The following is a 15,516-nucleotide window of genomic DNA, read 5'->3' as shown; positions in this document are numbered from 1 at the left end:
GCACAATCAACAACAACCGGGCACCACCTCCATGGCCGCCAACACCAACGTGTCGCGTATCTTCCGCCTCACGAGCCTGGCTGCGGCAGCTTCCATCTCCGTGATCCTGACGGGTTGCGGGCTCGCGCCGGGCATGCACATGGAAAAGCCGGCCGCGCTCGTCGAGACGTCGAACGATCAGGGTGATCCGGCCACCACGACCAACATTCCGATCACGACGATCGACGCCGCGCTCGTGAAGAAGATGCGCACCGCGCAGCCTTCGGCTGCGACCGATCCGAACGCTTCGCTCTACGGCAAGCCGGCGCCGTACAAGCTGGGCGTCGGCGACGTGCTGCAGATCACGGTGTGGGATCACCCCGAGCTCGTCGCGGCACTCGGCCAGCCTGCGCAGCAGACGCGCACCTCGGATGCCGCACCCGGCTTCGTCGTCGATGCGGACGGCAATCTGCAGTTCCCGTACGTGACCCGTCCGCTGCATGTCGCGGGCAAGACCGAGACGCAGGTTCAGCGCGAGCTGTACTCGGAGCTCTCGAAGGTGTTCGTGAAACCGCAGGTGACGGTGCGCGTCGCGTCGTTCCGCGCGTCGCAGGTGTATATCGACGGCGACGTGCGCACGCCGGGCGCGCAACAGATCAACGACATTCCGATGACGCTCACCGAGGCGATCGGGCGCGCGGGCGGCTTTGCGACGACGGCGGACCAGAGCCGCGTCACGCTGATCCGCGACGGCGTCACGTACAACATCAACATGGCCGGCATGACGGCGAAGGGCCGCAGCCCGTCGGACATCATGCTCAGGCCGGGCGATGCGCTGCGTGTCGATTCGCGCGACGAAAACGGCGTCTACGTGATGGGCGAAGTGACCAAGCCCGCCACCGTCATCCCGATGCGCAACGGCAAGCTCACGCTTTCGGACGCGATCTCGCAGGCGGGCAGCTTCAATCCGGAAACGTCGGACCCGCGCGAGCTTTACGTGATCCGCAACGGCCAGACGGACAACCCGGAGGTCTACAAGCTCGATGCGCGTTCGCCGGTATCGATGCTGCTCGCGAACAACTTCGAACTGCAGCCGCATGACGTCGTGTACGTGGACAACAACGGGCTCGTCCGCTTCTCGCGCGTGCTGAACCTGCTCTTGCCGGCGATCAACGCGGGTCTGACGGCGGCCGTGCTGACGAAGTAAGTGGATTGACCGCAGGCGTTTGACCGGCGCGCGCGGGGGCGCGCCGGAGCATCATTGTTCGACTCAAAAAATACAAGCGAGCGAGATCATGGCGATGAACTTTGATACGCGGTATACGGACGTATCGACAGCCGACGAGTTGCGGCTGTCCGATTATCTGGCCGCGGTGATGCGCAACTGGAAGCTCGTGACGTTCGTCATGCTCGCCGTGGTCGCGCTCGGAACCGCCTACGCCTACCTCGCGCCGCCGACCTACAAGGCGGACGCGATGATCCAGGTCGACGAGGCCAGCGGCAACAAGCCGAGCGCCAGCGCCAATGCGGCGCAGGCCGTCGTGCCGCAGCTCACCGATACGAAATCCATCACCGCCGCGCAGATCGAGTTGTTGCGCTCGCGCCTCTTCATCGACGACACGGTGCGGCGCATGCATCTCGACATCAGCGCGTCGCCGCGTTCGTTTCCGGTCGTCGGCAAGCTCGTCGGCAACGTATTCTCGATGCTGAACAAGCCGGTTCCATCGGGATATCTGTCGCGCTTTGCATGGGGCGACGAAGAGATCGACGTGCCGCGCTTCGACACGCCGAAGACGCTCTACGACAGAAAGTTCACGCTCGTCGCCGGTGAACGCGGCGCATACGTGTTGCAGGACCCGGACGGCCTGGGAATTCTCACCGGCCATGTCGGCCAGGAAGCCTCCGGCAGGACGCCGCAAGGCCCCATCACGCTCAAGGTCGACAAGCTCACGAGCAAGCCCGGCGTGCAGTTCGACTTGCAGCGCTTCTCGACGCTCACGACCATCGACCGTCTGCAAAAGCGTCTCACCGTGGCGGAGACCGCATTGCAATCGGGCATCATCGGCGTGTCTCTGGAAGGTAGTAATCCGAAGGAAATCGCCGCGATCGTCAATAACATCGCGAACCGCTATGTGGAGCAGGATACGCAGAAGCGCTCGGCCGAAGCCGAGCACACGCTCGCGTTTCTGGAACAGCAACTGCCGGTCGTGAAGAAGCAGCTCGACGAAGCCGAGCAGCGCTACAGCGCGTTTCGCAACAAGCAAGGGTCGGTGGATCTCTCCGAGGAAAGCCGGCTTCTGCTGCAACAGATCGTCGATAACAAGACGAAGCTCTCGGACTTGCAGCAACAGCGCGCGGAGCTGTCGCTGCGCTTCACGGCGAATCATCCGTCGGTCCAGGCGCTCGATGCGCAGATCGCCGCGCTCACCGCCGCGCAGACGCGCCTCGGTAAGAACGTGTCGACGCTGCCCGATACCGAGCAGACCGCGCTGCGCTACACGCGCGACGTGCGCGCGAACAGCGAGCTCTACACGAACCTGCTCAACAGCGTGCAGCAACTGCGCATCGCGAAGGCGGGGCAGGTGAGCAACGTGCGCATCGTCTACCTCGCACAGGTCGCCGACGATCCCGTGCGTCCGAGACGCGCGCTCGTGATCCTGATCTCGGCGGCGATCGGACTCGTGCTCGGCATCATCGTCGCATTCGTCCGCAAGGCGCTGTTTGGCGGCGTCGAGCGTCCGGAAGACATCGAACGGCAACTGGGCACGCGCGTCTTCGCGATCGTGCCGCGCAGCACGCAGCAGCTTCGTCTGCAGCGCCAGGTCGGCATGCGCCGCGAGGGGCTGCACGTGCTCGCCGCGCAAGCGCCGGAAGACGCGGCGGTCGAAGGCATCCGCAGCCTGCGCACGTCGCTGCAATTGCAGCTTTCCGATGCGCGCAACAACGTCGTGATGCTGACGGGCTCGCGTCCGGAAGCGGGCAAGTCGTTCATGTCGGCGAATCTCGCGACGCTCGTCGCCTCGACGAGAAAGCGCGTGCTGCTGATCGACGCCGACATGCGCCGCGGCGACATTCACTCGCACTTCGGCGTGCGCCACTCGCCCGGTCTTTCCGACGTGCTGATGGGCGCCGACGTGATGAGCACGATCCTTCACGACGTGCTGCCCGGCGTCGATCTGATCCCGAAGGGCTCGCTGCCGTCTCATCCGGCGGAGCTGCTTGCGAGCGACCGCCTCGGTGAAATGCTCGCCGAACTGAAGCAGCACTACGATCTCGTGGTCATCGACACGCCGCCGGTGCTCGCGGTGACCGACGCGACGGTGGTCGGCAGGCACGCGGGCACGAGCCTGCTCGTCGTGCGGCACGGCAAGAATCAGGTGCAGGAGATCGGCGAAACGATGAAGCGCCTGTATCACGGCGGCGTGCACATGAAGGGCGTTCTGCTCACCGACGTTCCGCAATCGAAGATATTGATGGGCAGCACGTACGCCGGCTACTACGGCTACGAAAGCATCGCGGAGTGAAAGCCCGCTCGGGCCTGCGGATCTTCAGTAAGGCGACTTGTAGATGTCGCGCGATCGCGCGGCATTCGCCGCTGGCGGATTCAGGCCCGCGGGCGCCGGATAGAGCGCCGCAGCCGCGCTTTTCGGCATCATCATCGCCCGGGCGTCGGCCTTGGGTCGGCTCGGACGCAGCCGCGCGCCGCCCGCGGGATTACCCACATATCCGTTCTGCTGCGCGAGCAGCTTGTCCGTCGCCGATGGATCGGCGGCATCGCCTGCCTGCACGGCCGATGGCACGAGAGCGGTCATGGTCAGCGACAAAAGCGCCGTGCGTAGCGCATGTTTCATGAGTCTCCTCCGGGCTTGCTTGTCGGGTGCGTTGGCGGCGAGCCGCGCACGCATGAACACAGGATATTGCGCGCCGCCGGCCACTAACGCCAAAAACCCTGCACGAGCGGCCATTCACGCCGGCCGGCACGCAATGCAGCCGCGTATTACGTGCGACGAAAGCGGGCGTCGTTATAATCGCCGTCCGACCTGGTTATTAGGCTGTCCGTCCGTGAAAAAGCTCATCGCTCTCGCACTCGCTTCGGTTGTCCTCACCGCCTGCTCGTCCGTCGAAAAAGAGGAGCAGAAGGAACGTACGTTCCTGCTCTCGCAGCAGACGCTCGATACGGCGCAACGCAACGCGACCGTCGCATGCCGCGACGCCGCGCAATGCGATGCGGCCTGGAAGCTGACGAAGACTTACGTCGAGCAGAATTCGAAGGAACGCCTGACACGCGCCGACGATGCCGCCATCGAAACGGATATACCTTCGGGTACCGGCAAGCCGGTGTTCTCGGCGACGCGCATCGCGAACGGCAACGGCGCGACCATCTCGCTCTTCGCGCAATGCAAGGGCATGTATGGCGACGAGCGCGCGCGAGGCTCCGATTTCGACGACTGCGCGAGAAAGATCATTTCCGTGCAGAACGGCTTCGCGCCGTATCTGAGGACGCATCTGCCCGCGCAGTGAATGTGACCGCGTTATCGCGCGGGCAGCGTGCCGGAAGCGCGCGGCGGGTTCGCAGGCAGGATCTCCGGTAGCGGCTCGCCGGGCGGGCGCATGTCGGGCGGCGTGCCGAACCACGGAGGCCGCGGCGGCGGCCGGTGCCCCGCCGCTTCGGCGGCGCGGATCTGCATCGTGTGCGCGATGCGCGCATACGACGCGACGACGAGGCCGAGCGCGACGCCGAACACGACACCCGAGAAGCGGTCGCCGAGCGGATTGCCGCCGATCGACGTCGCGGGCAGCGCCGCGAGCACGAAGAGCGCGCGCCCGAGCACGGGCAGATGCGGCGCATCGGGCGCGCGATGCCGCCACGCGCGGTAGGCCATCGAGCCGCGCCAGAGCGCCCACAGCACGGCGAGCGGCAGCGCGAGGCCGAACAGCAGACCACCCGCGAAGAACTGATAGACCCAGAAGTCGCGGCCGGCCGCCCACTTTCTGATCGCGTAAAAATCCTTCTCGCTGATCAGGCCAGCAAGATCGGGCAAGTACGAAGGCGAATAGCGATAGTCGTGTCCGTAGCCCATGCCGACCATCGTCGAGAGCGTCGAGGATGTGGTCTGATCGACCTGATCCTTCATTTCAGCAAGACGCGCGATCGCGACCGGATCGCGTGCGGGCGGCGCATCCTTCGCGAACGGGATGTACTGCACCCATTGCTGGGCGACGGTCGGGAAGAACGTCGCCGATGCGGCCGCCATTGCGCCGAGCAGCGCGAGGATCACGACCGCGCGCAGGCCGGTGGTGAAGAACAGGCGGATCGAAGGCGCGGCGAGCCACGTCGCGTAGGCGATGAGCAGCACCGTGCCGACGAGCAGGCTGGGCGTGGCGCACAGAATCTCGATGACGAGCGTCGCGAGAAAGATCAGCGCGGCGAACTTCGTGATGCGCTGCGCGAAGACGAACTCGTGCAGCAGCAGCCCTTGCAGACAGAGGAACGTAACCGGGACGGCGTGAATGCTCACGTTCCCGGTTCCATCGGATATCGCGATATCGAAGCCGACGCTGAACACGAGCGATGCGATCATCGCGCCGGTCAACGCGCGCTCGATCTGCTCGATACGTTGCGCATCCCACGGACGGCAGCCGACGAAATAGCCGAGCAGCATCAGCAGGAACGGCAGGATCACGCGGGCGTAGTTGCCTGCTTCGTTACCCTGCAGCAATTGCGTCGCGACGCTGCCGAAGATCGTGAGCAGAAAGAGCGAGGTCACGAGCGCGCGCATGCGCGAACGGCGTGCGAAGCGCGGCGCGATCAGGAGAATCGCACAGGCGGCGCCCATCGACGTCACGGTGAGCAGAATATCGACCGTCCTGTTCGCCATCTTCACGCCCTTCAAGTCGAATGCGAGCGGAAGCAGGCAAAGCCATATCCAGAAGACGGCGAACTTGTTGCGCATGACGACCCCGGGAACCCCATTTTTTTGCCGAATATATCAGCGGCCGTTCGCGCGCGCCGTTGCAGCGGCGTCAGGCGACTAGTCTTCGGCGCGAAACGACGGACGCACATGTGCGCCGCGCCACGCTTTGTCCGGCGCGTTCCATCGCCACGGTCCGCGACGGCGCGCGCGTCGGGTTCATGTCCGCAAAGCACGGGATTCTGGCGGATCGCCCCCGATTTCCGGACCGAAGATTGAATCACCGGAAGCGACATGTTCCGGCGTGAGACCACTCAATACGTGCGATGTGCGTGCACGCGCCGATACGAGGTAACCCCGGTTTCGGGGCAAGCAGGCCCACGAGGACGTGCGGTTCAGGCCGCGCAAGCCACTCGACAACGAGCGACCCCTCGCAGAAGGGAAACGGCATGGGCCTGTTCGGCGCGACACGCATGCGAAACCCGATCGATCGATACGATTCGATTTCATCCGGGGACTCGCGAGCATCGCCGGGATGAGCGCTGCCGTATCCAGGCAGACCGTCTTCGCACGCCGAAACCGCGCGATTCAACGCTGGCGCGCGCGCCGATTTTCGCGTATCAAATAGGTTCTTGCCGCAAGGCGGGCCGCGTTGCGCTGCGTGCATCCATTGCATCTTCGCAACGCGCGGGGCTTTCTCCGATCGCCCACGTCTCACCGTCACACACGCGAATCACACTTCGACTATCGGCCACGCGCACGCTCGAGCGGGCCTTTGCGCGCTTTCGATCGACACCATCACTCAGGAGACTCCCATGTCCGACCGGCTCAGCATCTCCACGCCCGACGGCAATTTCGACGCCTACGTCGCCTATCCCGCGCAGACACCCGCGCCCGCCGTGGTGGTGATCCAGGAGATATTCGGCATCAACGCGGACATGCGCGAAACGTGCGACGAGTACGCGCGCCAGGGCTACGTCGCGCTGTGTCCGGACCTGTTCTGGCGGCTCGAGCCGAACGTCGAGCTTACCGACAAGACCGAAGCCGAGTGGCAGCAGGCGCTGAAGTACTACAACGCGTTCGACGTGGACACGGGCGTCGAGGACATCGCGGCGACCATCGGCTCTGCGCGCGGGCTCTCGCAGGTGAAAGGCAAAATCGGTTCGGTCGGCTTTTGTCTCGGCGGATTGCTGTCCTTTCTGACGGCCGCGCGCACCGATGTCGATGCATCGGTTTCCTATTACGGCGGCGGCACGGACCAGTACCTCGGCGAGCTGCCCAAGATCAAGGTGCCGCTCATGCTGCATCTCGCGGAAGAAGACGAGTTCATTCCCGCCGATGCCCGCAATCGCGTGCTCGCGGCGGTGCAAGGGCACGCGAACGTCGAGGCGTTCACGTACCCCGGCTGTCATCACGCGTTCGCGCGCAACAAGGGCGTGCATTACGATGCGGCGGCCGCGCAACTTGCGAACGGCCGCACCGCCGCGTTCTTCCAGAAGCATCTGACGTAATCGACGCCGCAAACGAAAACGCCGCCCGGGGCAGGGCGGCGTTCGGTTCATTTCTTCACGGTGTGCGGTCGTCGAAACACGAGCCATCGCGGCGACTTGAAGCGCACGATGCTCATGTAGAGCCACACATACGTCGCCGCGAACACGACGACGAAGCAGAAGAGATGCACCGTGTGCCGCCAGAAGAGCGTCGCGGGAATCACCGCGACGAGGCACAGCAGCCACAGATACGGCGACGTAAGCGAGTTGCGCCGCGTGAGTTCGTGCGCGTTCTTCACGCCGACGGCCCAGCGCATCAGGCGCTTGTAGACGAGCATATGCAGATGCACGCCGTCCGGAATGCCGGGCGAGATCCCGCGAATGAACTTCTTGCGATAGATCGAGAAACACGTTTCGAAGATCGGATACATGAAGAGCAGCACCGGATACCACGCGGAGACATCGCGGTTGCGCATCACGAGCATGATGGATAGCTCGCCCAGCATGAAGCCGACGAAGTACGCGCCGCCGTCGCCGAGAAAGATCAGGCCGGCGGGAAAATTCCAGATGAAGAAGCCCATCACCGCGCCCATCATGATGAGCGAGCCTGACAGCACGACGGGATCGTGCACCTGGAACGCCACGTAGGCGAGCGACGCGAACATCATGAAGCTGACCATCGACGCGAGGCCGTTGAAGCCGTCGATGATATTCACGGCGTTCGCGAGCGCCGCGACGGCGAGCACCGTCACCGCGCAGGAAATCACCGCGTAGGACAGCAGGAAATCGAGCGGCGGCACGCTGATGCGCGTAACCGCGATATTCAGGAACGCGTAGGCGAGGCCGGCGGCGGCCATCGTGCAGACGAGGCGGGCGAGCGGCGAGACGCGCTTGGTCAGGTCTTCGATCAGCCCGGAGAGAAACGCCGGCAGGCCGCACGCGACGATGCCGAGAATGCCGCCCGACACGGCCGGATAACCCCATCGCAATTGCACGGCCGATGCGGTCAGTCCGCAAAGGATGCCCACGCCGCCGATGCGCGGCACGGGACGCGCGTGAAACTTCTGCACGCCGGCGAGATCGGTGTCGCCGAGCACGCCTTCCTGCAGGTGTGCGAAACGCACGATCAACAAGGTCACGAGCAGCGAGACCAGAAAAGCAAGCGCGAAACTAAGCATGAAAATAGAACCGGTTGGGAGAAGCAGCCCCGCAGCGCTCGGAACGACGACGCGGGGCGCAGCGAGACTTTACGCGAACCCGTTCGGGTTTTGCGACTGCCAGCGCCAGTGATCCGCGCACATGCGTTCGATGCCATGCTCCGCGCGCCAGCCGATGAGCGTCGCGGCGGCGGCCGGATCGGCGTAGCAGGCGGCGATATCGCCCGGGCGGCGCGGCACGAGCTCGTACGGCACGGGTTTGCCCGACGCCGCCTCGAACGCCTTGACGACATCGAGCACGCTGTAGCCCTGGCCCGTGCCGAGATTCACGACGAAGCTGCGATCGAGCGTCTTCAGCGCGTCGATGGCCGCGATGTGCCCGCGCGCCAGATCCACGACATGAATGTAATCGCGCACGCCGGTGCCGTCGTGCGTATCGTAATCGCTGCCGAACACGCGCAGGCGCTCGAGCTTGCCGACGGCCACCTGCGCGACATACGGCATCAGGTTGTTCGGAATGCCCGCCGGGTCTTCGCCGATCAGACCGCTCTCATGCGCGCCGACCGGATTGAAGTAGCGCAGCGTCGCGATGCGCCACGACGGATCGGAGACTTCGAGATCGCGCAGGATCTGTTCGGCGATGAGCTTCGACTGGCCGTACGGATTGGTCGCGGAAAGCGGAAACGATTCGTCGATCGGCACGCTCTTCGGCATGCCGTAGACCGTCGCGGAGGAACTGAACACGAAGTTGCGCACGTTGCGCTCCTTCATCACCTTCAGCACGGCGAGCAGGCTGCCGATGTTGTTGCTGTAATACTCGACCGGCTTCGCCACCGATTCGCCCACGGCTTTGAGCGCCGCGAAGTGAATCGCGCCGGTGATCTCGTGCGAGTCGAAAATGCGATTGAGCGCGGCTTCGTCGCGCGCGTCGGCTTCGTAAAATGCGACGCGCTTTCCCGTGATGCGCTCGACACGCTTTAACGACTCTGCGCGGCTATTGACGAGATTGTCGACGACCACGACGCCATAGCCCGCATCGAGCAGTTCGACACACGTGTGCGAACCGATGAACCCCGCGCCGCCCGTGACGAGAATCGTGCCCTTCGCACCAGTTATCGGCGACTGATTGCCATTCATCATGCGTTCTCCAAAAACTCGAAATCAGAGTGAAATGCCGGTAATGGCATGTATTGTGCCCTTGTAGCGCTCGACGACATTCTTTTCGTCGAATTCGAGCGCGACTTTTTCGCGGCCGCGCAGCCCCATCGCTTCGCGCTCGTCCAAAGGGAGCGTCAGCATGCGTTCGAGCGCTTCGGTCAGGCTGTCGGCGCTCTTCACCTCGCAGAGAAGACCGTTCACGCCGTGCTCGACGACCTCACGGCAGCCGGGAACATCGGTGGCGACGATCGGACGGCCCATCGCCGAGGCTTCCATCAGCGTGCGCGGCACGCCTTCGCGATATGAGGGCAGCACGACGCAGTCCGCCGCGGCCACGAGCGGGCGCACGTCGTTCGCTTCGCCCAGATATTCGACGATATTCTCCGCTTCCCACTTCTGGACGTCCGTGCGGCTGATCGCGCTCGGATTGTCGACGCCGACCGGCCCGAGCAACTGAAAACGCGCATGCGGGAATTTCGCGCGGATCCTGCGCGCGGCTTCGACATATTCCGCCACGCCTTTGTCCCACAGGAGCCGCCCGATCAGGATGAAAACGAAGTCCTCGCGCGCGGGCAGCGGCTGAAGCGCGAACTCATCGAGATCGACACCTTCGCCGTGCAGACGCCGCGCGCGATCAGGATGCGCGAGCAGATTCTCGTGCAGGAAGGCTTCGTGATCGTCGCGATTCAGGAACCACACTTCGCGCGGGAAGCGGAACGCGAAACGGTACAGCAGCTTGGCAACCTGCGCCGTGCGGCTCTTCTGAATGAAGACGTAGCCGAGGCCGGTCGTCACCGCGATCGACGGGACGCGCGCGAGCATCGCGGCGAGCGTGCCGTAGATGTTCGGCTTGATGGTGTAGTGAAACACGATGTGCGGGCGCGTCGTGCGATATTCGCGATAGAGCGCGGCAAGCGTCTTCAGGTCCTGGCGCGGGTCCGTTCCCTTCGATGCGACCGGCAGCTCGACACAGCGGCAGCCCATTTCCGTGAGCGGCTCGAAGGTGCGATCGCGCGGCGCGATGATCGTCACTTGCGCGCCGCGCGCGGTCAGCATGCGCAGCACGCCCTGCCGGTAGGTGTAGATCGCCCACGCCGTGTTGCAGACGAGGGCGATGCGAAGACTCGATTTTTCTTTCGTCATCCGGAAAGAGCGCTGAACGCAGCGCGAACTGAACATTGAAATTTTCACGCGGAAGGCGTGGCCTTCAACAACCGCGCCTTCAGGCTGCGCAACGCGCGATACGGCAGCACGAGATGCGCGGCGCTCTTCGCGATGCCCGCCCAGTCGAGCGGATTCGTCACGCGCAAATGACGCAGTTGCAGGCGCAGTGTCGACATCACTTGCGCACGCCGCTTCGTCGCGCTGATCCCGCCTTCGTTCAGTTCGTAGAAGAGACCGAACTCGGGCAGGTTCGCGCCGTCGTGCCGCTGCAGGAGCCGCAGGATCAGATCGAGATCCTCCGCCGCGCGATAGTGCGCGCGATAGTTGCCCGCTTCGATCACGGCGCTGACACGCAGCATCAGCGACGGATGCGTGAAGCACGTGCGCGCGAGCATCATGCGGCGGATCGCGGCGGGCTCGGTCGGCGGCGTCAGGTCGAAAAGCGGCGCGCCTTCTCTCGAGACGACGTGCGTCCACATGCCCAGCACCGCGACGCGCGGATGTGCCTCCATGTACGCGCGCTGCTTCGCCAGACGGCCGGGCGTCGCCAGATCGCCCGCGTCGATGCGCGCCGCATAGCGTGCCCCGCGCGCTGCGAGCGCCGCGATGCCCGCTTCGAGCGCGCGCTCGATGCCGCCGTTTTGCGGCATCCGCAGAATGTCGATGCGCATGCCGTCGATGACGGGCGCGACGATCGGCGGCGTGCTGCCATCGTCGACGATCAGCGCGTTCACCGTCGACGCTTCCCTGAACGACGCGAGCGTGCGTTCGACCTCGGCCTGGCCGTTGAACGCGGGCATCAGCACGACGACATCGGATAGATCGTTCATGCGCGCAGCCGGAAACGGATGTAATAGAAATTCACCGACGCCGCCGCGACATAGCCCGCCGCGAGCCCGATCAGCGCGCCGTAGCCTTCGATGCGGGGAATCGTGAACCAGTTCACCGCGAACGCGACCGCCAGCGCGAACAGCCATTTCGACAGCAGCACGTACTTCGCCTGATATTTCAGCACGACGAGATTGCCGATCGCCTCGATGCCCGCCGGCACGGAAAGCCATACGGCCCAACGGAAAATATCGGCGGCGCCCGCATAGTTCGGCCCGAACACACGCGCGATGATGAAGCCCGCGAGCGCATCGAGGACGGCGGCGCCCGCGATCATCAGCGCGCCGGTCATTGCGAAGAGGCGCACGAGGTTGCGTCTGAGGCGCGCGGTGTCCTGCACGCGATAGACGAACGCCGGCGCGATGGTCTGCGAGAGCATCAGCGCGAGCGCGATCCAGTTCTCGTTCAACTGCTGCGCGGCGGAGTAGAGCCCGAGTTCCGCGAACGACACGCGATGCGCGAGCATCAGCCGGTCGAGCTTGAGAAACAGATACATGCAGATGAGACCGAGCCAGAACACCGTGCCCGCGCTCGCGAAATGTCTGAACAGTGCGCGGTCGAAGCGCCAGCCGAGCGTGCCGCCGTGACGGCGCATGTAATACACGACGAGCGCGGTGCTGATCGCCGCGGCTTCGAGCGCCCAGAGCCAGCCGAAGCTCGACGGCGCGGCCGCCGCGCGCACCAGCGCGAACACGAGCGCCGCCTTGACGACGGCCGCCGCCATGCTCGCGATGAGTTGTGGCTTGCTGTAAGTGAGACTTTGCAGCCACGAATTGACAACGCCGATGAACGGCTCGCGAAAGAGCATCGTGACGGCGAGGCCGGCGAGCATCAGACCGACCATCGGATCGGTGCCGCCCGCCGCGATCCAGATCCACGTCAGGATCAGCGCGGCGATCGAGACGCCCATGCGCAGCACGAACGCGCTGCCGAGCACCGCGCCGGCTTCGGCGGGCGTGCGGGTGACGATCGTCGGCACGAGAATCTCGGCGCCGCAAACCCAGGTGATCGGCGCGATCACGAGCAGGAGCGTGTTCGCGTATTGCCATTTGCCGAAATCGCCGGGGCCGAGATAGCGTGCGAGCAGTCCCGCAATGACGATGGCGACTGCAATCTGCGTGAGCCGCTCCAGCCCGAGCCACACGATATTGGCGAGCGCGCGGGCGACGTCTGGATTGCCGGAGCGGGTCAGGGCCTTCATGCGGCCGTTCCCGCCGTAAAAACGGGCACGCGGCGTGCTACCCAAGCCTGACCGCCTTGAAAGAAGCGCGCGTGATCGGTCAAGTTTTGTGTGTTTGCACGCAGACGCGCCTCATTCGAAGGCATCGAGGCGAAAGAGGGTTTGAGCATTGGATTAGAATGAACGCGCAGGCTGTGAGCGCCGCGCGCAACCACGAGAGCGCCGAAAGACAGCGATTATAAGTGCGATCCGCGGACGGCCCGCGCACTGCTCGGCTTTTGCATCCAGTTGCTTCCAATTGTTTCTTTCGTGTTGATTTAACAGACGCATAGGCAGAATTCGTACGTCATCTGGCAGTCGTTCGCGCGCCATGCCCGCTGCGCTGGCGCGTCACCCGTCACGACCTGCATGCCCTCATGGCTGCATCGCCGAGAAACCATCAACTAATAGAGAAGAGGTAGCCATCTCATGAGCCAAGTATCCCAATCCATCTTCAAGGCCTACGACATCCGCGGCATCGTCGGCAAGACGGTCGACAAGGATGTCGCGAAGAGCATCGGCCAGGCATTCGGCAGCGAGATCAAAAAGCAGGGCGGCGATTCGGTTGTGGTCGCACGCGACGGGCGCCTCTCCGGCCCCGAGCTTGTTGGTGCGCTCTCGGACGGGCTGCGGGCGGCGGGCGTCGATGTCGTCGATATCGGCATGGTGCCGACGCCCGTCGGTTATTTCGCGGCGAGCGTGCCGCTGCCTTTGCCCTCGGGCGAGCGTCGCGTGGATTCGTGCATCGTCGTGACGGGCAGCCACAATCCGCCCGACTACAACGGCTTCAAGATGGTGCTGCGCGGCGCCGCGATCTACGGCGAGCAGATCCAGGGCTTGTACAAGCGCATCGTCGACAGCGACTTCACGACGGGCGAAGGCACGTACACCGAGTTCGACGTGTCGCAGATCTATCTCGATCGCATCGTGTCGGACGTGAAGCCGGTGCGCGCGATGAAGATCGTCGTCGATACGGGCAACGGCGTCGCGGGCGGCCTCGCGCCGAAACTGTTCAAAGCGCTCGGCTGCGAACTCGTGGAGTTGTTCACGGATATCGACGGCAACTTCCCGAACCATCACCCGGACCCGGCGCATCCGGAAAACCTTCAGGACGTGATCAAGGCGCTCAAGGAAACGGATGCCGAAGTCGGCTTCGCATTCGATGGCGACGGCGACCGTCTCGGCGTCGTGACGAAGGATGGGCAGGTCATCTATCCGGATCGCCAGTTGATGCTGTTCGCGCAGGAAGTGCTGTCGCGCAACAAGGGCGGTCAGATCATCTTCGACGTGAAGTGCACGCGCAATCTGGCGAAGTGGGTGCGCGAGCAGGGCGGCGAGCCGGTGATGTGGAAGACCGGCCATTCGCTCGTGAAGGCGAAGCTGCGCGAAACCGGCGCGCCGCTCGCGGGTGAGATGAGCGGCCACGTGTTCTTCAAGGACCGCTGGTACGGCTTCGACGATGGTCTGTACACCGGCGCGCGCATGCTCGAAATCCTGTCGCGCGTGGCGGATCCGAGCAAGCTGCTGAACGATTTGCCGAATTCGCTGTCGACGCCGGAGTTGCAACTGAAGCTGGAAGAGGGCGAGAACTTCGAGCTGATCGCGCGTTTGCAGAAGTCGGCGAAGTTTACCGGAGCGGACGATGTGCTGACGATCGACGGATTGCGTGTCGAATATCCGGATGGGTTCGGGCTCGCGCGCTCGTCGAATACGACACCGGTCGTCGTGATGCGTTTCGAGGCGGACAACGACGCGGCGCTGAAGCGGATTCAGGAAGATTTTCGTCGTGTGATTTTGGCTGAGAAGCCGGATGCCAAGTTGCCGTTTTGAATGGCTTCGCCGGTTTGGATGGCACTGCGAGTGGCTGCGGCCTGCACTTCGTAGTGCCTGACATGTTTGGGCTTTTCCGGCGGATCCCGTTTTCTTGTTGGTTTATTAGCGTTGCCCCTATGCGGGGCGGCAGTCACTTTCTTTGCTGCTGCAAAGAAAGTAACCAAAGAAAGCAGCTTGTTAGGCCCGCGGTCACACGCAGTTTGGCCATGCTTGCCATGTGATCGTGGGCTGCCTAAGTGTCGCCCTCATAGGCCCGACCGGGCTTGGATCGCGCACGGTCTGACAAGCTAGTTGTTCAAACGCGCTGGTTCAGCACGAAACAGCGCCGGCACAGCGCTACGCGCTGCCGCCGGGTCCACAAGGGAAACCAACCCAACGGCCGCGAAGCGGGCCGGAACCTTTTGGTGCTGAACCGCTTCGCCATGCGACGCGAGGCGACAGACCGTGCGCGATCCAAGCCCGGTTAGACCTTTGAGGGCGACACTTAGGCAGCCCACGACCGGCTGGCAAGCATGGCCAAATTGCGTGTGACCGCGGGCGTCTCGAGCTGCTTTCTTTGGTTACTTGTATATTGACTCCAAGTATTCAAACTATCTTTCCACTTACTCGAAGCGGTAGCCCGTTTGTGTTACATGGGCCCGCAGCCCGAAAGAAAGCTGGTGGCGCCGCTTCTCCTTACCGCTTTGAACCCGAACAGTTGACTGAGCCTCGAGCTC

General features: G+C 64.0%; 12 protein-coding genes. 5 read left to right on the top strand and 7 right to left on the bottom strand.

Translation table 11 applies throughout. The features are described from left to right. Positions 1 to 31 precede the first annotated feature (31 nt). Positions 32 to 1,186: a polysaccharide biosynthesis/export family protein gene (locus NCT32_RS10440; RefSeq protein WP_061119285.1), complete on the top strand. Its 1,155-nt coding sequence runs from the start codon at positions 32 to 34 to the stop codon at positions 1,184 to 1,186. Positions 1,187 to 1,274: 88 nt separating this feature from the next. Beyond that, positions 1,275 to 3,503, top strand: a complete 2,229-nt coding sequence (locus tag NCT32_RS10435) for a polysaccharide biosynthesis tyrosine autokinase (RefSeq protein ID WP_250490176.1) — start codon at positions 1,275 to 1,277, stop codon at positions 3,501 to 3,503. A gap of 24 nt (positions 3,504 to 3,527) precedes the next feature. Here NCT32_RS10435 and NCT32_RS10430 read toward each other — a convergent pair whose 3' ends face one another. Further along, positions 3,528 to 3,830 carry a hypothetical protein gene (locus tag NCT32_RS10430; protein ID WP_061119426.1) on the bottom strand — a complete coding sequence of 101 codons (303 nt, stop codon included), beginning with the start codon at positions 3,828 to 3,830 and terminating at the stop codon, positions 3,528 to 3,530. A 211-nt stretch (positions 3,831 to 4,041) separates the two neighbouring features. Between NCT32_RS10430 and NCT32_RS10425 the strand changes: the two genes are divergently transcribed. After that, positions 4,042 to 4,500 carry a hypothetical protein gene (locus NCT32_RS10425; RefSeq protein ID WP_061119283.1) on the top strand — a complete coding sequence of 153 codons (459 nt, stop codon included), beginning with the start codon at positions 4,042 to 4,044 and terminating at the stop codon, positions 4,498 to 4,500. An 11-nt stretch (positions 4,501 to 4,511) separates the two neighbouring features. Here NCT32_RS10425 and NCT32_RS10420 read toward each other — a convergent pair whose 3' ends face one another. After that, on the bottom strand, positions 4,512 to 5,933 hold the full coding sequence (locus NCT32_RS10420; protein ID WP_250490175.1) for a hypothetical protein: 1,422 nt from the start codon (positions 5,931 to 5,933) through the stop codon (positions 4,512 to 4,514). A 773-nt stretch (positions 5,934 to 6,706) separates the two neighbouring features. Between NCT32_RS10420 and NCT32_RS10415 the strand changes: the two genes are divergently transcribed. Continuing rightward, on the top strand, positions 6,707 to 7,402 hold the full coding sequence (locus tag NCT32_RS10415; RefSeq protein WP_250490174.1) for a dienelactone hydrolase family protein: 696 nt from the start codon (positions 6,707 to 6,709) through the stop codon (positions 7,400 to 7,402). Between the two features lie 47 nt (positions 7,403 to 7,449). On the opposite strand, the gene NCT32_RS10410 is transcribed toward NCT32_RS10415, so the two are convergent. The 5 genes from NCT32_RS10410 to NCT32_RS10390 all read right to left on the bottom strand — a co-directional run bounded on the left by NCT32_RS10410 (position 7,450) and on the right by NCT32_RS10390 (position 12,949). Next, positions 7,450 to 8,559 carry a glycosyltransferase gene (locus tag NCT32_RS10410; protein ID WP_061119280.1) on the bottom strand — a complete coding sequence of 370 codons (1,110 nt, stop codon included), beginning with the start codon at positions 8,557 to 8,559 and terminating at the stop codon, positions 7,450 to 7,452. A 69-nt stretch (positions 8,560 to 8,628) separates the two neighbouring features. Then, on the bottom strand, positions 8,629 to 9,675 hold the full coding sequence (galE, locus tag NCT32_RS10405) for a UDP-glucose 4-epimerase GalE (RefSeq protein WP_061119425.1): 1,047 nt from the start codon (positions 9,673 to 9,675) through the stop codon (positions 8,629 to 8,631). 24 nt (positions 9,676 to 9,699) lie between these two features. Beyond that, entirely contained in the window at positions 9,700 to 10,839 is a 1,140-nt protein-coding gene (locus tag NCT32_RS10400) for a glycosyltransferase family 4 protein (protein ID WP_250490173.1), read from the bottom strand. Between the two features lie 44 nt (positions 10,840 to 10,883). Beyond that, positions 10,884 to 11,690 (bottom strand): glycosyltransferase, encoded by an 807-nt coding sequence (locus NCT32_RS10395; protein ID WP_061119278.1) that lies wholly within the window; start codon positions 11,688 to 11,690, stop codon positions 10,884 to 10,886. Beyond that, positions 11,687 to 12,949, bottom strand: coding sequence for an oligosaccharide flippase family protein (locus NCT32_RS10390; RefSeq protein ID WP_250490172.1), 1,263 nt, complete (start codon positions 12,947 to 12,949; stop codon positions 11,687 to 11,689). Before NCT32_RS10390 ends, NCT32_RS10395 begins: the two co-directional genes overlap by 4 nt. 447 nt (positions 12,950 to 13,396) lie before the next feature. Here NCT32_RS10390 and NCT32_RS10385 point away from each other — a divergent pair, with 447 nt between their 5' ends. Further along, positions 13,397 to 14,797 (top strand): phosphomannomutase/phosphoglucomutase, encoded by a 1,401-nt coding sequence (locus tag NCT32_RS10385; RefSeq protein ID WP_061119276.1) that lies wholly within the window; start codon positions 13,397 to 13,399, stop codon positions 14,795 to 14,797. Positions 14,798 to 15,516: the final 719 nt, after the last annotated feature.

This window comes from Caballeronia sp. INML2 (assembly GCF_023631365.1).
Taxonomy (GTDB): Bacteria; Pseudomonadota; Gammaproteobacteria; order Burkholderiales; family Burkholderiaceae; genus Caballeronia; species Caballeronia turbans.
This window is presented reverse-complemented; position numbering and strand designations above follow the sequence as displayed.